Origin of the sequence: Nostoc sp. GT001, from assembly GCF_030382115.1 — a bacterium.
In the GTDB taxonomy this organism is placed as follows: Bacteria; Cyanobacteriota; Cyanobacteriia; order Cyanobacteriales; family Nostocaceae; genus Nostoc.
Map to the genome: position 1 here is coordinate 50,294 of NZ_JAUDRJ010000002.1, position 19,077 is coordinate 69,370.

Sequence of the window (19,077 nt, forward strand, 5' to 3'; positions counted from 1 at the left end):
TTAACTGAACAGGTGGTTAATAATGTCTTCTGGGGTTGTGACTTTCCAGCTATGAACGGAAACAAGGTCACTTGAAGGGTAGGATTTGGGTTTAGACTCGTGCAATTTGATTAGCTGGTTGCAGATATTGTCGGGATGAGTTTTTGACTTGCCTTGGGACAAGTCCTTATTAAAGGGTGATTTCCAAAACAGATCCCAAGTTTGGCTTATAGTTGCAGCACTGCACATACCGGGAGAATTTCCCCCAAAGCAAATACTAGAGTCGTCCCAGACGTTAGGTAGAGGTGGCTTGTACAGTTGCGCGTCTGGTTTAAATACCCTCCCTTTAACTGCCCACAGGTAATATCTACTACCGCATCCAGCCAACAAAAATGCAGGCATGGGGACAGTAATTACTTTAGTTTCCTGTCCCATAATTTGAATTTGATATTTTTGGGGAGAGTAAAACTGAATAATTGCCTCTCCCTCTGGATTTTTACCCCACCAAATCGTGTTGCTAGAAAGCCATCCAGATGTAGCAGTTTTACTTGTGAAGGCTTTCTCGACTGCTTCAGGGGAAAGAAATTTGTACTTAGATTTTTTGCCTTCGTGTTCGACTAAAATAAACTGTCCTTTGAGGATAACTAACTGCGCTAGTAACTCATCTTGGGGAATATTTGCAAGCAGAATTTGCGATATACTTTCTAAGTTAATTCTTGGTAATATATTTGTATCTACATTCATGCTTTTGATGCTTGATTCCAAATTTTGACTGCTGCTTTTCGAGCAGGAAGGGATGTTTCTAGAAAGTGGGTAAGCTTATTTGATTTTTCCATCATCGAGACGGCTTCTTTCCACTTTTGATTGAGAAACATGATATTCTCATAAGTCCATTCCAGCCAATCGCTTGTTTCACACGTAACATCTAGCCAGATATTTTCAGTCGAGTAATCTATAATTCGTATGGCTGTATCTAAATAGTGAAGAGGACTTTTATAACGACGGCATAGCTTGACAAGTTTATTGAAGTAAATTCCTTCTGCTAGAGCAATATAATCAGGAGTAAAACCAAAATTTAGTTCCCATTGACTTATATTGTACCCTTGCCCCATCAACGACAGTAGGAACTTTTCTGAGTATTCTAGTTCCTCAAAATCTTCATACCACCACTCAACTCTTTGTGGTGAGACAGGAATACTATTATATTCGGAACTAGACTCAATCTCATCGATATATTCTATTGGGAATAGATGATCATTCACCAATTGAATAAATTCAATTTCTCTATCTATGTAGGCACTTGTTGGATGTGATTGTTTATCAATAGTAATGGTTGATTCTAGCCATTGTTCTGGGAATATTTTTTGATACAGACTTAAAAAATTTACTCGTTCGGAGAGATTTTCTAGGTAGATAATTGCTGTTAAACAAGTAATGGGTATTTTGAATGATTGTATGTTCGCAAGCATAATTAATCAGCCGCCATAACTCATAGCGGCTATAAATTTGTTATTACAGTACGGGATATTTACTCGTGGCAGCAGGTTGATGCTTAAGGCTTCGAGTTACTTTTTCGATGTAGGTTTCCCAATTTTGACCGAGCTTGATAGCTTTTTCTATCTCAGGTTGTAGGGTAATTAAATTTTCGAGACTAATTTGATTTTTTATCTCCAGAAGCTTTATCTGCCACCCTAACTTTAGTGCAGGATTTATTTCTTCAGAACTATTTTTCAATTCTCTGAATTGACTTCCCTTAGTACCTGCTTTTTTTACCAGACGAATTGAAACTGTATCATCAGTTGTTTGTCGTTCAATTTCGGCATTAGCATATTCTGGAAAGTAGACGCTAATGGCTGTTTTGAGGGTATTGTCATCTTGGGCGATCGCCTCATCAAGAGAAATTTCTTGTCCTTCGATAATCGCAATGTACTTCATGGTAATTAAAATAGTGACAGTTGGTTGTTAGGCGCGGGTGTTTTGTCTTTATCTTCAGACAGGTTACGCTTTTGTACTTGTCTTGATTGTTCCTGTCTATTCTGATGTATAGTCTGCTTTTCCATCCTTTGCTTGCAGATATCTAACATCTTTGGTAAAGATTTTTCTAAATCCTGTAACAAGTTATTTATGACAGGATGAGATGTTATCTCAGCAAGGTTCATCGTCTTGATAATTGGAGGTGCGCCTTTGATTCCAATTGAGACAATTACTGTTTCAGAGTTTGGTATTAGTTGAATGGTTATTAAGGTGGTTTTTGTGTCAGAATTGCCTAAATCTATCTCGGTAGATGAATCTTGGTTTATAACTTCAGTGTTTACTAATTCATCTAATGTTTCTTCTAAATCGCTATTCTCCTGAATATCAGGATTAAAATCTCTACTGCTATAACTGTCTTCAAGGTTAGTTACATTCTCGTCAGGTAATATTTGACTGCTCATAATTAAGAGAGATTGGCTAATCTAAATAAGGTGCGGATAGTAATACCTGTCTTGTTAAAAGACTGCCATTTGTAGGCGCATTCGCCTGATTTGTACTTAGGAGAAAGTTGGCTCCAGGTGTCCCATGCTCTAAATAAAATGGGACTAACACTATGAAGTGCCATCCCGACTTGAATCCACGAGTGGTAATCATCTGCAAATCGAGGGTGGATAACTTCAAGTAGTACAAGTGCGGTTTGGATATTTGTCTCGATTGAGGAAATTAAATGAGCGTATCTGTCTACTCCATATCTGCGGTTATATTTTTCTTGGGGTAGGTTAAACTTTCTTGCTTTCTCCTGTTTGGCAAGCATCTGAGCAATTACCCAGTCGGGGGCTATTTCTATTTGGCGCTCAGATGGACTACAGCCAGGAAGCCATCTGTAATTTCTGCCCTCTGGGTGAAAGGAGGGGGGAAGGATCGAGGCTAGGTTTTTGCCTCTAAATTCCAGGTGTTCATCCTTCCCAGTTTTGATTTTGCGAGATTTTACTTCCCAAGCTTTTGAATTTGGGATGAGGTATAAGCGCTGGCTGCGATATTTTCTCCCAGAGGTAAATGCAATTGTGGGAGGAAGGTATTTTTGAGCGCGATCGCACAACGATTCCATAGGAGTATCGCACAACGACTCCGTAGGAACATCGGTTGCTTCGGCGGGTATTATCTGGTTGAGTTCTTCTGGTTCTGTATGTTCGTTAATTTGAATAATTTGTCGCCAGGAGGTTTCGCCGTCGCAGTCAATAGCTACTAAATATCCTTGGGGATGATTAGAACCGCATACCAAGGCTACACCAGTGGGGGTGATCAATCTGTTATTTGTCCAAACTTTTAGGCGGCGGCGGACGAGTTCGGCTTGTAGTTCTCTGGGAGAGTAGGTATTTTTTTCCCATTCTTTCCCTAGAGGACGTTTACCAAAGGTAGGGACGATTCGCCATTCTTCGGGTAAGTTGTCAAGCGAAGATACCAAATGACGGATTTGGGCGTGCATGAATTCATGTGGCTAATTATTTCGATAATTCATGCACAGCTGCGTTAGTGAGTGTGGTGGTTTGATATTATGATTACGGTGCTAACTGATGGCCTGCTTCAACTAGCTTGGCAAGGGTATTTTGGTCAAACGCCTTTATGCCAGATACAAATTGTTGCCACTGCTGCCATTTCTCCTTTGAGTAAGCATGATTGGGGTCAAAGTTGCAGACTTCACAGAATTTATGAAAGTCAGCATTCCAATGAAACGTGCAAATGCCTGTTATTAAATAACTGATTTGTTGGTCGCTCATGAGTGATATTTTAGCTTCTGATTTCTGTTTTAAGCCAACCTTTGGTTAAGTGCATTTTCGACTTGATAAGTTCCAAGAGTACAGTTTGTATTGAAGGGAAACGTAGGAAATTCAAGATAATTATTCATGGTTTTTGTTACCTTGCACAGTACCATTATCCCGTCCCTACCCTTTTTTTCTTGATTGTGATAGTAGCTGATAACCTCAAACTCATTGTTACCAGCTTCAAATCTGCTTCCTACATATTGGGAGATAGCGTTTTTCCAATCTGGCTGCCAGAGCATGAGTGTATCTATTGCCATTGCTCTAATAACCGGGTTATCTACTTTAAGAAGGATATCTGGTAAGTAATGGCATTGTTTGGCAATTACCTCTCGTGCGTAATTTATTAGCCAATACTCGGCTTCTTTTAAGAGAGCTTTTGATTCGAGATTTTGGCACACTTCATCGTAAACTTTAGACATTAAATATGCCCTTTGTTCAAAAACCATCCCATTAGTTCGTAATTTTAAGTCTGATGGATAATTAATCATCAAATCAGCAAGCTCCTCACTGATTTGAGGGAGAGTATATTTTTCATTGTCTTGCTCTTTGGGATGGGATATTTTTACTTCATATCCTAGATTTACAGCATGATTGATAATAAAATCGATGCTATTAGACTCAACAAAATCTCCTAACTTAAAATCTGTTTCTAGGAGGATATCTGTTGGTGCATGGAGAATTTGAAACCGTTTAGGGTTTTGACTTGAATCGGCTAATAGTTCGATGTACATTGCTTATTATCACAAACTTTCATAAATCTTGTGCGTAAGCGATGTATGTGGTTTAATTACTGAAAAGATAATCCTACCCATCTTGGGTAGGATTATCTTAATTATTGATTAATGATTTTTGTTTGTGTCGAATTGATTATTTCCTCTAGTAGAGATAGCCCAACTGATTTAAACAGTGCTTTGTTATCATCAGGGCAGCGTTGAATTGTTGTACAAGATGAGCAGCCGTATTTGCAAGGGCAATTATCTACTAGAAACTTTGCCTTCATAAAAGCGGTTTCTAAATACTTGATGAGAGTATCGCACATACCTGTACCGTGTTCGCATGTATCGAAGAAATAGCCTACTATGTTATGATTTGATGGTACTTCAATTAACATGAAATCGATATCTCGACTGTTTGCTCCATGTTGGACAAGTGGTAAACTGAGCATGAGTTGGTGTGCGAGAGTATGAACGCAAATCTGAGTCTCATTGCTTTCAAATAGTTGTTTTTCTTCATTGGAAATATATTTCTGTTTGTTGAGTATCTCTTTTCGGAGATTTTTGACGATAGCTGAAAAATATTTTCTCGCATCAGTGTTAATTTCAACCCTAACGCAGAATGTATTGTAGTTAAGAGCAAATGCTTCCTTGTATTTATTTTCCTCCAATAGTTCGACAAATTCTCGTTCAATAAGTTGGGTATTGCAAGCAGGACAAGTTTGTATGTGTCCGGGTAAATTTAAATTGAAGTTGCGACATCTGTTATTAGTGCAAGTCCATTTTTGTTCCAGCCTGTACAAGTTGTACCCGTAAATTTCTTCTTTGATTTTGGCTGAAACAGGTGTAAATCTAGCTGCCCCTTGGGAAAGATTGATAATTTTGGCTTCCCCTACAATTTTGATTTCCTCGAAATTTAGGCTTCCTTCGGGACGACTAAATAGGTTGGTTGCCTCAATTGGCTTGAGAATTGCTTTCCCTTCGGTTAAATTTAGCTCTTGTGATTTATACTGTACGGGGTTGCCGTCAAAGTCTTGAGCAAGATATATGGCACCAGGATAAACTTCTCGTAGTGCAGATGATGCCGAACTTTCCTCAAACTCTTCCGCGCTATCTTGATTGATATAACTGATGTTTTGGTCAGTGTTGCCTCTGAATTTAATTTTTGAGTGGACATAACCGAGGTTTCGATTAGTTGTCAGTTTTTGGTTATAACTGAAAATTAGTTGATTATTACCGATTAGCTGTCGTGCGATCGCATCGCCAGAAGTACCAAAATGTCGAGCAATTTGAGCTTGTGTCGGTTTACTTTCTTTGCAACAGGCGAGAATGTGCTGCTCCAAAATTGTTTCATAATTGTGGTTAAAGTTGATAATTTCTGGAGGGTCAGATAAGAGGCGTTCCGGGTGATTGGCGTAGTAAGAATCCATAATCGACCTTTTCGACGGGATAAATATCAATAGCCCTGCTTCTTGCCTGCCTGCACGCCCCGCCCTTTGGCGAAAGGCAAGAATTGAGCCTGGGTAACTATGTACGATAGTTGCATCGATAGACCCTATATCCAGACCCGCTTCTAAAGCACTCGTGGATATAATGAACTTGACCTTCCCGCCCTGTATATCTGCAATAATTTTGTTACGCTGATTTGCCTTCATACTGCCATAAAATGCTGAGATGCTTTCTCCCAAGTGAGGTAATTGCATCTCCACTAAAGCTTTACGAATGGCATTAGTTAAAACCTTTACCAGTTCTCTACTATCGCAGAAACAAATCCCGACTATTCCTTTACTTACGAGCATCGCTGCAACTTGGGCAGTTTGGTAAAGAGTATTGTTTCGTGCTTTGAGGCTAAGGAAAGTAATCTCCGAGCGTTTTGCCCCACTTTGGTCGATAATAGCAAGGTTGCTTTGTTCTACTCGATTGGATATCTTCTGGGCAATTTCGCTGCTGTTACTAATTGTTGCAGAAGCAAAGATGTACTGTAATTTAGAAATATTATTGCCAGCAGATTCTATCATTAATTGAGTTCGCCGATTAAGTAGGGCAAAGTGTGAGCCAAAGATGCCTTGATAGAAATGCGCTTCATCACAGACGAGGATTGAAATTTTTCTGATTGTTTCTCTAAATCCCCAGTTTGAGTCAAACTGATAGTTGTTCAGTTCGTGGTTCCATACATCGGGTGTCACGCATAAAATCGAGGGTTGATGGCTGTAAAGTTGTTTGCGCTCCTGGGGAGGAATATCACCATTGATATTGAGAACTTGGGGGCGAATTTCTTCATCTAGGTGGCTAACAAACGAGCGAATTTTCTCTACCTGATCAAATGCAAGTGCTTTCAAGTTAAAAAATACTAAAGCTGATTTACCTTTTAGGCACTCGTGAATGATTGGAATTAAAAAAGAGATACTTTTACCACTGCTGGTTGGAGTTTGAAGAATAATATCTTCCTCTTTTTTGTAAGCTTCCCATGCCTCGACTTGATGAGAGTATAGTTGCGTAATTCCTGACTGACTCAGGGCATATTTAACTAGAGGGTGAATATCATCTGGTATCGGACAAAGTTTAGCTTCTTGAGCCGGAATTATATCACAACTTTGTAGTTTTCCTGAGCCATCAAGAATAGCGGCTATCTCTTGGTAAAGAATACTTTTACCTGTTGGTGCTTGATTAAGAGGTAATAAATTACCGCTATTTACCTCATGCTCCCAGTCAAAAATAATTTGATTTACACTTCCCTTTTTGAAGTAAAGATTTTTCTCGATGATGGCGGCGATATGGATAACACCATGTTCTTTAGAATAAACCTGTTTATTTGCTTGTAACCATTCAAGCTGGGTCATAAAAAGTTACCTACTTGCTGTTTTAGCAGGTAGGCGTTAGTCAAAAGTAGTGGTTTTTGTTATTGCCATAACTGACTAATTAACCACAGATACTTCTCACAATTTGTAGAAACTCCTGTAAAACAGGTGTCATATCCTCTTGTCGCCACACTACAGCCGTTTCTACTAATGGTGTTTTTTCTTCTAAAGTGCGATAAACTACACTAGCCCTTTGAAGATTTTGCAAAGAAGACGGTACGATCGCAATCCCCATTCCTGCTGACACTAGCCCGATAATTGTCTGCATTTGGATTGCTTCTTGAGTCACTTTTGGGCTGAAATTTCCTTGCTGACAAAGACTCAGGATTTGATCGTAAAGTCCGGGAGCCAAATGGCGAGGGAACATAATAAAATTTTCGTCTCTTAGCTCGCGCACTGAAATATTTTCTTGTCTAGCTAAGAAATGAGTTACGAGCATTGCTACAACTAGTCCTTCTTGCTGAATACATTCTTGATTGAAAGTGTTGTCTTCTAAAGGTGGATGGGCAAAACCTACATGGATGCGGCGATTGAATAGCGCTTGTTCTTGCTGAGTTGTGGTTAATTCTTGCAACACTAACTCCACCTCTAGAAACTGTTCTCGAAACCGCCGCAAAATCACAGGCAGCAAATCGTAAGTTACCAAGCTGGTGAAACCTACTCGTAGTTGTCCTTTCTCACCCCTACCTGTCCGTTGAGTCAGATCAATTGCCTTGGACAGTTGAGCGAACAATTGATAAGCTTCTTGCAAAAATACTTGTCCGGCTTCCGTTAGCTGCACCTGTCGTTTGGTTTTGCGCTGAAAAAGTTCTACCCCTAGTTCTGTTTCTAGCTGCTGAATTTGCTGGCTTAAGGGCGGTTGAGCGATGTGAAGTCGCTCTGCGGCTTTACTAAAGTGTAGTTCTTCAGCTACAGCAATGAAGTAGCGCAGGTGTCGCAGTTCCATAGTTTTGATATTTTATAAGTCTCAATTATTCATAAATATATATTGGACATATCAAAAATTGCTACTTATCATACTCATACACGCAAGTCAGAGGATGATGTAATTATGTCGGAGAATTTGAGAAGCCAAGTTGTGACGCAAGGAGTACAGCGATCGCCTAATCGAGCTATGCTGCGGGCAGTTGGTTTTAAAGATGAAGATTTCAATAAAGCCATTGTCGGTATAGCCAACGGTTACAGCACCATCACTCCCTGCAATATGGGAATCAATCAACTGGCACTCAGAGCAGAAGTTGGGATTAAATCTGCCGGGGCGATGCCGCAAGTATTCGGCACGATTACCATTAGCGATGGGATTTCAATGGGAACCGAAGGGATGAAATATTCCCTCGTGTCGCGGGAAGTCATCGCCGATTCCATTGAAACCGCCTGTACTGGGCAAAGTATGGATGGTGTACTAGCCATTGGTGGCTGTGATAAAAATATGCCAGGGGCAATGCTAGCGATCGCGCGGATGAATATTCCTGCTATTTTCGTTTATGGTGGTACAATTAAACCCGGTCACTACAACGGACGTGATTTAACTGTTGTCAGTTCTTTTGAAGCTGTTGGTCAATACAGTGCTGGAAAAATTGACGAAAAAGAATTATTAGAAGTTGAAAGTCGTGCTTGTCCTGGTGCTGGTTCCTGTGGGGGAATGTTCACAGCTAACACCATGTCTTCAGCATTTGAAGCAATGGGAATGAGTTTGCCTTATTCTTCGACAATGGCAGCCGAAGATGCTGAAAAAGCCGACAGCACTGAAAAATCAGCATTTGTGTTAGTCGAAGCCATTCGTAAACAAATCTTGCCTCGTCAAATAATTACCCGCAAATCAATAGAAAATGCCATCTCTGTGATTATGGCGGTGGGTGGTTCGACCAATGCAGTATTACATTTTTTAGCGATCGCTCGCGCTGCTAATGTAGAGTTAACCCTGGATGACTTTGAAACAATCCGCGCCCGTGTTCCTGTTTTGTGTGATTTAAAACCAAGCGGTAAATATGTAGCTACAGACTTGCACAAAGCTGGCGGCATTCCGCAAGTAATGAAGATGTTACTCGCACATGGCTTATTGCATGGTGATAGCCTCACCATTAGCGGACAAACCATTGCAGAGATATTAGCAGACATCCCCGAAGAACCATCTGCCAATCAAGATGTGATTCGGACTTGGAATAACCCGATGTATGCTCAAGGACATTTAGCCATCCTCAGAGGTAATTTGGCAACGGAAGGGGCTGTTGCCAAAATTACCGGGGTGAAAAAACCAGTCATTACTGGGCCTGCACGAGTATTTGAATCGGAAGAAGCCTCTTTAGATGCAATTTTGGCGGGTAAAATTCAAGCTGGTGATATTTTGGTTATCCGCTACGAAGGNCCTAAGGGTGGCCCTGGAATGCGAGAAATGTTGGCTCCCACTTCGGCAATTATCGGCGCTGGTTTGGGTGATGCGGTGGGATTAATTACCGATGGGCGCTTTTCTGGTGGTACTTATGGCATGGTAGTTGGTCATGTGGCTCCAGAAGCAGCAGTTGGTGGTGCGATCGCTCTTGTAGAAGAAGGCGATAGTATTACTATTGATGCACCCGCTCGTTTATTGCAGTTGAATATATCTGAAGACGAATTAGCCCATCGTCGTGCCAACTGGCAACCCCCCGCCCCGCGTTACACTAAAGGCGTGTTGGCGAAATATGCCAAATTGGTATCTTCTAGCAGTCTTGGGGCTGTGACAGATTTGGACTTGTTCAATAACTAGTTAAGCCAATAGCCATTTAAGTTTCACTTTTAAAGTTTTGAGGAGTCAGGAGCCAGAATAAAGATGCCTCCTGACTCTCTACTTCAGGGTAGATTCAGCCCTGTTGACAAGCTTCTTTAAATCTAAAGAAGGGCAAATGCTTTTGGCGTTAATGAGATTTTTCCTTTAGTAATATAAGTGTTTACAAGCTGCTCTAAGGGTTCAACAGAATTGTCCTGAAGGATGAAATAGTTTGCTTGGTTACTGACAATCAGCGATAGCTCAGTTGCCCATTGCTCATAGTTGGAACTACCAATAATACCAATAGAAGACTGAATATAGTTAACAAGAATGCTGTTATTGAGACCAAAGCCACCTTCACCCCAGATGCAAGCACATTGCAGCAAATACTCGTAGTCCGCGAATACTTGAAACTGGGGGTTCCATCTAGGAGCATTGCTTCGGTAGTGGACGAAACCATTGCTGTCGAATATCTCTTGTTGCCATAGAAGCTGCTGTAAGGAGCAGCAATTGCTAGGCGAAACAAACGATTTACCTTGGCGAACAACACTACCATTGCGGATGACATCGCGGCGGCGCTGCTGTCTTGCCATGCTGTATCGGATATTGGGATATTGTTCAAAATACTGCCGCATTGAGGCAACAAATTCAGGAGCTATGCTGTTGTCATCGTCCAGGTATGAAACAATGTCACCACCAGCTGCATCTAGTCCCAGGTTACGAGCGTAGCACAAGCCAAAGCCACTGCTCGGTTCAGGGTGTTCCATTTCAATGTAACTGATGGGGAAATCAGATATTGCCTTAATGCTGTTGATGATATCTTTGGTATCAGGATTAGCGCCATCATTGATGACAATCCACTCGAAATTGCGGTCAGTTTGACTTTGAATGCTTGGCAGTGCAGTAGATGCAAGCTGCATAGGTCTATTGTAGGTTGCAGTGATAATTGATAGTTTCAAAGCTCTAGGGACTTCCAGAAAATAAACTATTCCATCACCAATAATGATAATCATTTTAAAGGGGAATGAAGGGGCTGCCGACGGCAGCCCTTCATTCCCTTTTTATAGTAATTTAAATAATGACCCTTGTTTTTGAGTGTGGTAACTGATGGCCATAGTATTAACTGATTCTCTCAAAAAGTTGTTGATTGAAACTGCATTTGAATTAAAAGGTGCAGCAAAACGCAAATTTATGGCACAGACAGTTCGGGGCTTAGGTTTAGGAGGGCAAAGGGTTGCACAATCAGAATTAGGATGGAATCGAGATACTATTAGGAAAGGAATGAGAGAATTAGAAAGTGGTATTACTTGCATTGATAACATGAGTGGCAAAGGGCGTTATAAAGCAGAAGAACACCTGCCAAATCTTTTAGAAGATATAAAAAATATAGTAGATTCACAAAGTCAAACTGATCCTAGTTTTAAAAGTCAAAGACTATATAGCAGACTCAGTGCAGCCGAAGTTAGAAAGCAATTAATTGAAAAATATGGTTATAGTGATGAAAATTTACATACATCAGAAACAATTCGAGTCAAATTAAATAATTTAGGTTACAAGCTCAGAAGGGTAAAAAAAGTTCAACCTCAAAAAAAATANCCGCAAACTGATGCCATCTTTGAGCAATTAAACTTAGTTAATATTGATGCTTCGGAAGATAAAAGTATTTTACGTCTAAGCATGGACGCAAAAGCTCGTGTTAAGATTGGCTCATTTGATCGAGGGGGTAAAAGCAGGGATGGAGCGAAAGCTGATGACCATGATTATAATCCAAAAACAACTGTAACTCCTTATGGTATATTTCTTCCAGAGCTTGATGAGCTATTTTTGTACTTTACAGAATCAAAAGTTACCAGTGATTTTATTGTTGATGTTTTAGAAGATTTCTGGTCTTGTGAAAAGCATCGTTTTTCGCAAATTAAAACATTACTTTTCAATCAAGATAATGGGCCGCAGAATAGTTCACGGCGTACCCAATTTATGAAACGTATAGTAGAGTTTGCTCACAAGTATCAACTAAATATACGTTTAGCTTACTACCCTCCATATCATAGTAAATATAATCCAATAGAAAGGACATGGGCAATACTAGAGAATCATTGGAATGGCAGCATTCTAGATGAAGTGGAGACAGCTTTAAACTTTGCTAGTACTATGAAATGGAAAGGTTCTCATCCAGTAGTTAAGCTAGTACACGAAACTTATGAGAATGGGGTAAAGCTTACAAAAAAAGCTATGGCTCAAATTGAAAAACAGATTGAGCGGCTAACCGATTCTAATCATGAAGTTTTCCCAAATTTAGGTAATTGGTTTATTGATATTTGTTGTAGTAAGACAAAAGTTATTTGATTTTAATAAACAGCATTTATTTAGCTACAAAACATACTATTTTTACACTGTTTAACTTCAAAGCAGACGACAAGTGTATAGATTCTTCATGCATAGATGAGGGGGAGAAAAGGGGTTGCCCTCGGCAACCCCTTTTCTCCCCCTTAAAATGATTATCATTCTTGAGAAAACCTGTCTCTTGTTTTTCTTGGAATAATTTATTCTTTGGAAGTCCCCTATACCTCTATCAGTTGATTGCGTTATTGTTGAATCGATCGCAGTTTGAATTTGCTGCCATCTTGCTATATCCTCGTTTGTTATACCCCTGGCGGTTTCAATTTGATTACTTGCAAGAGTTAGTCGAATTAGCGTTAGCTTTTCATTGGTTCTGGCAACAGTTAAACTTTGCGTGGTGCTATTGAAGCTGATCTGGTAGTTACTACCTTCCAAGACAAATAGGTTTTCTTTTTCTGTGCGAATGGATTGAGGATACGCAGTTGCTTGCTGTGCGAAGAACACTCTAGCTATGGGGGCAATTATAGTAGCGCGTTGCATCTGTTCTTGCTGTAATTGCTGATAGTCCCATTTCCCAAGTTCTATGCCCAAATCCATTTTTACCAAACGTTCTGCTAAAATTGCCATTTCTATTGGGCCAACACCTCCAGGGACGGGCGTAATGTTCTGGGGGATTCTGTAAGCACTGCGAGCTACATCGCCAGCAGCACCAGAAGCAGTAGGTATAAAGCCACCATCGACAACCAAGCGATGAGAGGGGAGTACATAGTCCGTGAAAATTCCTCGTCTTCCGGTGACTGATACTACAATGTCAGCTTCTTGAGTTCTAGTCAGGTCATCGCCGTCTTCCAAACAGAAACAGCTGATTCTACTTGCTTCTAAATATTTGATGACACCATTGCCCACAAAGCCACCTCCGCCGACAACTGCAACATTGGAATCTCTTTGTGCGTAGGATTCAACAATTCTGGCGATTCCTTCAGCAGTAGCACAACTTTCAAAGAAATTGTTGCTTTGTCTGCGGACGATATCTATATCTTTTTGTGGCTCTAATAGCCCAATTGAGCTTGTAAACTTAGCTGGAATTGGATATTGAACAATAGCAGCAGTGACTTGGGTGTTTTCGTTAATGGATTGAACAATGCCATCAAATTGCTCTACTGCGATATTGGGTGATAGCACAATATAATTGGGAGTAATGCCAATAGCGTTGAAAATAGCTACTTTTTGTTCTGCTGAGATTCTGGCTGCTTCATATCTAGCTCTTAATTCATTGCTGGCATTTTCTGAAGACTCAAATCTGATGATTGCTACTTCTTTTTGAGATGCTTGAAATATGGATTTGTATTTTTGACATTCTTGCTTTACGTGTTCTCGTATTAACTGTCCGTCTATGAGCGTCATTTAATATGGCGTTAAATTTGATGAAGAAAATTGTCTGGTACAAACAATTTTCTGAATTTCTAATAGGATTTGTTGGAATTAGGTAGGGCGTTTGGTGATTTCACCAACTTCTTGACCGTTGCACGAAACCCAGTTAGTGACATAGCGTTCAGTGTCATGGAAGCCACTAAATTCAATACTGTTATCAGAACACTTCTCTTGGAACCATTGTTGTGCTTCTTGTTCTGTATTGAATGTTCTAGCGGCGACTTCTTCTACTGGAATCTTCCAGTTTGTATTGCCATACAAATCGCAAACATAATGTGTCATATCTGTTACTCCTTTAACAATATCTAAAAACTACTATGACAATTTTAAATCAACAACAGCAGGCTGAATTAATTATCCAACAAGCTTGCAAGGAAAATTTTACTGATAGCGAGAAAGCTATTTACGATGACTTTATTCTGGAAGCGGGGGTAAAAAACCCAGCCAAGATGACTGAGGCTACTGCTGATGCTTTAATTAGATACCTTAATGGCTGTGAAGCATCTAACGAGTTTGTTGCTAATGTAGTAAATCGCCTCGCGCAAGTTGCCCCTGCTCATATCATGACTAAGGTTCTCAAGAGTGATAATGACGGCGATGGTGTGCCTTTATACGAGGAATTAAAACTTGGAACAAAGGCTACCGAATTTGATACCTCTTTTGAAATAGCGGCTGCAAAACAAAAACAATATCAATTTTCTCCAACTCGGAATTGCGATATGGAGTTATAAGTATAATTCATCACTAAATAATAATCTGTAGTGGATATGAGATCGTTATTCTCTAAAATGACTGAAAATAGAGATTAACCAGTTGCTACACAGGGGTAGACACTTACTCTTAGCTCGAAGTAAGTGTCTTAGAGGCTTTTCTCAAATATCGCCATCTTTCCCATACTCAAAATTAACCTTCGATATACTGGGTGTAAAAAATGCGCTTACGATTAACAGTAGCGCATTCCCGATCATGTACAGCGATCGCAATACTCCCAGCCCAAATAATCAGGCGATTCCCCTGTAAGTTTAACTTTGGAAAATTACGCCAGTATCCTGATCTTCATCCCAAAACCACCAACCTTGGGATAGTTCAGAAAGAACGCGCATTAGTGCTAACTGTTGCTGTGTGATTTCCCCACCGCCGTAGCTGACGTTGCTAGTGCCATCCCATGATTTAAGAATTAATTCTAAATTGTATCCATTGCCCATAATCCAACTGGCGTAGAAACAGTCTTTGGATATTTCTTCCATGATGGCTAGCAGTTCGAGTGCGGCATCAGGATTGGGTGATTTTAGGGCTTCGAGTGCAAGGCGGAGGTTTTCTTCCCTGTCTGCAAGAAACTCCGAAAAAGCTGCTCTATTTGATGGTAAATTCTCCTTTTCAAGTGTAATTAATTTTCCATTTACAATCTTGACTGGAGTTATATTTGAGTAATCAGTTCGGTCATCTTCACTTGCCTTTGCTTTTATAGCTAAAGGATGCCAATGGATGCGTTCAATTTTATTGGTCTGAGGATTTGTCCATGTCCAGAATAGTTTGTGAGATGCAGCACCCTTAACTGTCAGATAAGTTCTTTTATGTCGAATGGGATAGTCTACACCTTCTTCTTTTTTGGCTTGCAAAAAGGCTTCTATTGATAGACATTCTTCATTGAGGTATGCCATTTTACGTGGTGCTGTCGCAGATGTATAACCCGATAGGCTGCTGCTATCACCATCTTTCAAGACTACCAAATTCCATTTGTCGTTTATTGGATTCTGTATCCAAAACTCAACTGATATTGTTTGTACAAACTGATCTAAAATTTGGACTACACAAGGATAGTAAAGTGTGAGTTGTTGCTTGCTATTAGTCATTACTATTCCATCCATTCGATTGGGGATATGGTTTCCTTTTTGGCGGGAAGTATTTTTACTTCGTAGCCATAAAGAATTAATTCATACAGAGTTTCTAATAGTTGCTTGGGTGATATACTGTCCCATTGCTTGCACTCTAAGATATGTTTCAATACTTGCTCTGGAGCATTAATTACCCAAAGGCTGTGAACTTTTCTGTTTCTAAATCCCGCACATAATTGAACAATTGGTTGTAGCTCAACTATTGTTTTTGGTATGTGAATAATTGCTGAACTTACAGGGATTGTTGGTTTTACTTCTAGATTTTTGGGTGATAAAAAATTGGGGTCACTGTACCACTGTCCGTCGATTTGGTATGCAATCATTAGGTATGGCAATGCTTTAATCGCACTTATAGTTCCCCATCTTGCAGTTTGTCCTGCGTGAAACCAGATGTAAGAGCCGTTGTGTATTATCATGTACAATTTTTATGATTTTGACTTGAGGTTTTGCTTGCCTAGCTAGTTGATAATTTCGTCTGTGGTAGAAAATCTAGCTACTTTTTCTACCTAAAGAATGATTCGTATTTGTATGAACACTTAGTTAAAAATCGCCATTATTTAGCCATGTGCAGTCAACTTCATGCTCAGATAAAATCCAAAGTATTTTATTGATTGCTGAATTACTCCTAATAACTACCTTTACAAGGTGTGTAATAACTGTGGTGATTAATTTATGAACAGATTAATTTTTATTTAAAATATTCAATGAGCTATTGAAAATAAAAAGTGCGCCATTATAATTGATGATGCACTTTTATTAAAAATAAATTTATTATTTAAGCGTGGTGAAGGATAATATTTATTGCGTCTTGAGTGCTAATTTGATATTGTGTAGCAAGTTTATTCATATTGGCTTCACCATTTGCATGAGCTTTGACAATTGCGCGAATAATATTTGGTGAAACATTTATCTCACAATTTGTAACAACTGGTTTGGGTAAAGTTTGAGAAATGAACAATTCTTTTCTTCTTAAGAAATGTATTTGACGGTAATGCTCTTTTCTGGGTATCCATTGACAATTTCCGGGAGCAAAGTCACTCTCTAGGTCAATACGTGCTATGACTGTTCCTTCGGGTGCTACTCCCATATCTTTTAAGAACTGGGTAAAGTTATCGCGCCAGGATGCATCGACTTCAATTCCGCACCCGCCATGATACTTGTACTGATGGTGGTTCTTGTTATAGCAGATGCGCTTGATGTGTAACCAGGAGTTATACTCGTGGCTTTTGCAGTGTCCGTGGACAGTTTTATCGCTCTTGAGGGTTTCGCGCTGCAAGCATCCGCAGCTTTGTGTAAGCCCTCTTTTTAAGCTATTTTTACTGATATACTTTTGGGTTCCGCAGCTGCATAGGGTAAGGAGTAGTAATTCACCCCTTTTCCCCTTAACTTCTACATCGGATATAACTTTTAGTCTCCCAAAGTTTGCCCCAACTGGGATGGATTCTTTTCTTTTTTTACAACCGCAATTAGTTGACCGACCATTGGTAAGGGTGTGACTGTAGACAAGTTTTTGGGTTCCACAATCACACTGGCATAATACTTGCTTTCCTTGTTTATTTAGTACAATCCAGCTGCCGAATTTTTCACTTATATTAATTACTCGTTTTGTAGTCTCCATAAATTATTTTGGTGCTATTACTGCTGGGTTATATATCTAAAACAAGCTGTTTTTCTTGCTCCAGTTCCTTCTTTATCCAGGCAAGTTGCTGTCCAATGGCTAGGTGCTGCATTGGTACTTTTGTCTCATATCCCTTTGCTTTTAAAATGGGCGTTACCTCCTGTCTGTAAAGCTTGCCCGTCAAGAATACAAACTCTATTTCCGGGGACGCAACTTGTATGAGGTTTTCTGCTACTTGTTGCGCCCATAGTATACGTTCCTGATGTGATAAGGAATAGGGGGATTTGTCGTAGGGTTTGATGATTGCTTCTGGGTTAATAACTTGATGTAAAGGTGAGAGGATATACCATCTTGACTCTTGTTCTTCTACGTAGCGACGGCACGCTTGAAAGTGCTGGGAATAATATAAGTCTTTGGCGGCAGCAGGGTAGGTAAGCTGCTTGCCACATCCAGCAACCAGGTAGACTTTTTCCTTGGGAGTGAACTTTCTGTAGGTGCTGATCACCAGATTGAGGTTGTGGGCGATTCTTCCCATAGTATGCGTCCGTCCTTTGTTTGTCAGCCGAGGGTCAATCCTATGTCGGTTGAGAACCCTGCAAACATGACAGTTGCACTTTGGCGCATAGTGGGTTGGTATCCGAATTAATTTTTCCTCGTGGCTGACGAACATCCCACCGCCTAGTCCTTCCCGGATAAAAGTTGAACCATCAAAGGATAGTCCCATCTGAATAAAAGCTTTGGCATACTGGGGCGAGCATAATCCAAAAACGTGCAGGTGAGCATTTGGCTCGTGCAATGGTGCGATGGCTACGCCCGCCGCAGGCATCGCACCCGCTTTCGGCAATACTCGTTCCGAGTTAATTAGCGATCTCACAACTTGAGTGATTGTTTTGATAATGTGTAAGTTAATCGAATACTCTCTCGCCTGGGAAACAAGCCCACCGATGCCGAGATGACGGTATCCCAGTCCCAAAAGATATTTTGCTACTTCAAGGCGTTCACTGAGAGACTGCCCGTGGATGACTGCTAGGGGTATTCTGTTGGGAAGATAACTTTTAGCAAGTTGGATAAATGTTTCTGCTTGTTTAAGGTTGTATTCTTGCCGTTCCCTGATATTTTCTCCAACAAGTAAATGGTCGGGACAAACAATAATATCGCCGACCTTTGAGCGTTCTCGATATCTATGAATAGACCAGTGGGCATCAACATATTTACCGTTTAGAGTGGGGATATCTTGCTCACGGTAGTTAAATGATCCACAGTCATGAATAATGGGACTATCTGGAACAATTTCTGCCTTGATTGCGAGTGAGTATAGCCACCCCACAGGCTGATACTCAAGCAACTGCCAGATTGGAATTTTTTCACCCTTGCTTCTAACAAAATCGCTCTTACCCAATACTGGATAGAAACCTAATTTCATAGTATTTAAACGAGCAGAAGTTGATTTACATTCGTTAAGTTAACCCTCTGCTTGGAAAGGGCTAACTAGTAGATATCTGTATTTATTTGCAATATTCAGAAGATACTGCCGCCAACGGTTAGATACTCTTGTAGCAAGAGTGCTAATATCACTTGCTGGAATTTCTTCTGCTTCAGTTTCAAAAGCATANNNNAAGTGAATCTTGGCGTGATACTTCATACCATCGAAGTGGATATTGAAACTAGGATTGAGTTGAAAGTCTTGAATCATATTTTTATCC

At 40.1% G+C, this 19,077-nt stretch carries 19 protein-coding genes; 3 read left to right on the forward strand and 16 right to left on the reverse strand.

The window, feature by feature from the left end; genetic code table 11:
• The 9 genes from QUD05_RS01880 to QUD05_RS01920 all read right to left on the reverse strand — a co-directional run bounded on the left by QUD05_RS01880 (window position 1) and on the right by QUD05_RS01920 (window position 8,293).
• Window positions 1-723, reverse strand: coding sequence for a hypothetical protein (locus QUD05_RS01880; protein ID WP_289794686.1), 723 nt, complete (start codon window positions 721-723; stop codon window positions 1-3).
• A complete protein-coding gene (locus QUD05_RS01885) occupies window positions 720-1,448 on the reverse strand; it encodes a hypothetical protein (protein ID WP_289794687.1) in 729 nt (242 codons plus the stop codon). The genes QUD05_RS01880 and QUD05_RS01885 overlap by 4 nt, the downstream gene beginning before the upstream one ends.
• A 43-nt stretch (window positions 1,449-1,491) precedes the next feature.
• Entirely contained in the window at window positions 1,492-1,914 is a 423-nt protein-coding gene (locus QUD05_RS01890) for a hypothetical protein (RefSeq protein WP_289794688.1), read from the reverse strand.
• A gap of 5 nt (window positions 1,915-1,919) precedes the next feature.
• The gene (locus QUD05_RS01895) at window positions 1,920-2,414 is read right to left on the reverse strand and encodes a hypothetical protein (protein ID WP_289794689.1); all 495 of its coding nucleotides are present in this window, start codon (window positions 2,412-2,414) and stop codon (window positions 1,920-1,922) included.
• A 2-nt stretch (window positions 2,415-2,416) separates the two neighbouring features.
• On the reverse strand, window positions 2,417-3,439 hold the full coding sequence (locus QUD05_RS01900; protein WP_289794690.1) for a bifunctional DNA primase/polymerase: 1,023 nt from the start codon (window positions 3,437-3,439) through the stop codon (window positions 2,417-2,419).
• Between the two features lie 73 nt (window positions 3,440-3,512).
• Window positions 3,513-3,731: a hypothetical protein gene (locus QUD05_RS01905; RefSeq protein WP_289794691.1), complete on the reverse strand. Its 219-nt coding sequence runs from the start codon at window positions 3,729-3,731 to the stop codon at window positions 3,513-3,515.
• Between the two features lie 29 nt (window positions 3,732-3,760).
• Entirely contained in the window at window positions 3,761-4,507 is a 747-nt protein-coding gene (locus QUD05_RS01910; protein ID WP_289794692.1) for a hypothetical protein, read from the reverse strand.
• Between the two features lie 101 nt (window positions 4,508-4,608).
• Window positions 4,609-7,329 (reverse strand): DEAD/DEAH box helicase, encoded by a 2,721-nt coding sequence (locus QUD05_RS01915; RefSeq protein ID WP_289794693.1) that lies wholly within the window; start codon window positions 7,327-7,329, stop codon window positions 4,609-4,611.
• Between the two features lie 79 nt (window positions 7,330-7,408).
• The gene (locus QUD05_RS01920; protein ID WP_289794694.1) at window positions 7,409-8,293 is read right to left on the reverse strand and encodes a LysR family transcriptional regulator; all 885 of its coding nucleotides are present in this window, start codon (window positions 8,291-8,293) and stop codon (window positions 7,409-7,411) included.
• Between the two features lie 105 nt (window positions 8,294-8,398).
• Between QUD05_RS01920 and ilvD the strand changes: the two genes are divergently transcribed.
• Window positions 8,399-10,090, forward strand: a complete 1,692-nt coding sequence (gene ilvD, locus QUD05_RS01925; protein ID WP_289794733.1) for a dihydroxy-acid dehydratase — start codon at window positions 8,399-8,401, stop codon at window positions 10,088-10,090.
• 122 nt (window positions 10,091-10,212) lie between these two features.
• Here the strand turns inward: ilvD and QUD05_RS01930 are convergent, their stop codons facing one another.
• A complete protein-coding gene (locus QUD05_RS01930) occupies window positions 10,213-11,103 on the reverse strand; it encodes a glycosyltransferase family 2 protein (protein ID WP_289794695.1) in 891 nt (296 codons plus the stop codon).
• Window positions 11,104-11,203: 100 nt separating this feature from the next.
• Between QUD05_RS01930 and QUD05_RS01935 the strand changes: the two genes are divergently transcribed.
• Entirely contained in the window at window positions 11,204-12,436 is a 1,233-nt protein-coding gene (locus tag QUD05_RS01935; RefSeq protein WP_289794734.1) for an ISAzo13 family transposase, read from the forward strand.
• Window positions 12,437-12,493: 57 nt separating this feature from the next.
• Here QUD05_RS01935 and QUD05_RS01940 read toward each other — a convergent pair whose 3' ends face one another.
• Together QUD05_RS01940 and QUD05_RS01945 are read right to left on the reverse strand one after the other, a co-directional pair.
• Window positions 12,494-13,834 (reverse strand): bifunctional 5,10-methylenetetrahydrofolate dehydrogenase/5,10-methenyltetrahydrofolate cyclohydrolase, encoded by a 1,341-nt coding sequence (locus QUD05_RS01940; protein ID WP_289794696.1) that lies wholly within the window; start codon window positions 13,832-13,834, stop codon window positions 12,494-12,496.
• A 78-nt stretch (window positions 13,835-13,912) separates the two neighbouring features.
• Window positions 13,913-14,143 carry a hypothetical protein gene (locus tag QUD05_RS01945; RefSeq protein WP_069072316.1) on the reverse strand — a complete coding sequence of 77 codons (231 nt, stop codon included), beginning with the start codon at window positions 14,141-14,143 and terminating at the stop codon, window positions 13,913-13,915.
• A gap of 35 nt (window positions 14,144-14,178) precedes the next feature.
• Here QUD05_RS01945 and QUD05_RS01950 point away from each other — a divergent pair, with 35 nt between their 5' ends.
• Window positions 14,179-14,592, forward strand: a complete 414-nt coding sequence (locus QUD05_RS01950) for a hypothetical protein (RefSeq protein ID WP_289794697.1) — start codon at window positions 14,179-14,181, stop codon at window positions 14,590-14,592.
• A gap of 291 nt (window positions 14,593-14,883) precedes the next feature.
• Here the strand turns inward: QUD05_RS01950 and QUD05_RS01955 are convergent, their stop codons facing one another.
• The 4 genes from QUD05_RS01955 to QUD05_RS01970 form a co-directional block, all read right to left on the reverse strand.
• The gene (locus tag QUD05_RS01955; protein WP_289794698.1) at window positions 14,884-15,714 is read right to left on the reverse strand and encodes a hypothetical protein; all 831 of its coding nucleotides are present in this window, start codon (window positions 15,712-15,714) and stop codon (window positions 14,884-14,886) included.
• 2 nt (window positions 15,715-15,716) lie between these two features.
• Window positions 15,717-16,172, reverse strand: a complete 456-nt coding sequence (locus QUD05_RS01960) for a hypothetical protein (RefSeq protein WP_289794699.1) — start codon at window positions 16,170-16,172, stop codon at window positions 15,717-15,719.
• A 359-nt stretch (window positions 16,173-16,531) separates the two neighbouring features.
• On the reverse strand, window positions 16,532-17,032 hold the full coding sequence (locus QUD05_RS01965) for a hypothetical protein (RefSeq protein ID WP_242062816.1): 501 nt from the start codon (window positions 17,030-17,032) through the stop codon (window positions 16,532-16,534).
• Window positions 17,033-17,402: 370 nt separating this feature from the next.
• Complete coding sequence (locus tag QUD05_RS01970; RefSeq protein ID WP_289794700.1) at window positions 17,403-18,797, reverse strand: DUF6884 domain-containing protein; 1,395 nt, start codon at window positions 18,795-18,797, stop codon at window positions 17,403-17,405.
• Window positions 18,798-19,077: the final 280 nt, after the last annotated feature.

Bases quoted from the DNA above. Each gene is read 5' to 3' on its own strand.
- QUD05_RS01900 (WP_289794690.1), bottom strand. From the start codon at position 3,439: ATGCACGCCCAAATCCGTCATTTGGTATCTTCGCTTGACAACTTACCC.
- QUD05_RS01955 (WP_289794698.1), bottom strand. From the start codon at position 15,714: ATGACTAATAGCAAGCAACAACTCACACTTTACTATCCTTGTGTAGTC.
- QUD05_RS01920 (WP_289794694.1), bottom strand. From the start codon at position 8,293: ATGGAACTGCGACACCTGCGCTACTTCATTGCTGTAGCTGAAGAACTA.
- QUD05_RS01905 (WP_289794691.1), bottom strand. From the start codon at position 3,731: ATGAGCGACCAACAAATCAGTTATTTAATAACAGGCATTTGCACGTTT.
- QUD05_RS01885 (WP_289794687.1), bottom strand. From the start codon at position 1,448: ATGCTTGCGAACATACAATCATTCAAAATACCCATTACTTGTTTAACA.
- QUD05_RS01910 (WP_289794692.1), bottom strand. From the start codon at position 4,507: ATGTACATCGAACTATTAGCCGATTCAAGTCAAAACCCTAAACGGTTT.
- QUD05_RS01970 (WP_289794700.1), bottom strand. From the start codon at position 18,797: ATGAAATTAGGTTTCTATCCAGTATTGGGTAAGAGCGATTTTGTTAGA.
- QUD05_RS01915 (WP_289794693.1), bottom strand. From the start codon at position 7,329: ATGACCCAGCTTGAATGGTTACAAGCAAATAAACAGGTTTATTCTAAA.
- QUD05_RS01945 (WP_069072316.1), bottom strand. From the start codon at position 14,143: ATGACACATTATGTTTGCGATTTGTATGGCAATACAAACTGGAAGATT.
- QUD05_RS01895 (WP_289794689.1), bottom strand. From the start codon at position 2,414: ATGAGCAGTCAAATATTACCTGACGAGAATGTAACTAACCTTGAAGAC.
- QUD05_RS01930 (WP_289794695.1), bottom strand. From the start codon at position 11,103: ATGATTATCATTATTGGTGATGGAATAGTTTATTTTCTGGAAGTCCCT.
- QUD05_RS01880 (WP_289794686.1), bottom strand. From the start codon at position 723: ATGAATGTAGATACAAATATATTACCAAGAATTAACTTAGAAAGTATA.
- QUD05_RS01940 (WP_289794696.1), bottom strand. From the start codon at position 13,834: ATGACGCTCATAGACGGACAGTTAATACGAGAACACGTAAAGCAAGAA.
- QUD05_RS01960 (WP_289794699.1), bottom strand. From the start codon at position 16,172: ATGATAATACACAACGGCTCTTACATCTGGTTTCACGCAGGACAAACT.
- QUD05_RS01950 (WP_289794697.1), top strand. From the start codon at position 14,179: ATGACAATTTTAAATCAACAACAGCAGGCTGAATTAATTATCCAACAA.
- QUD05_RS01890 (WP_289794688.1), bottom strand. From the start codon at position 1,914: ATGAAGTACATTGCGATTATCGAAGGACAAGAAATTTCTCTTGATGAG.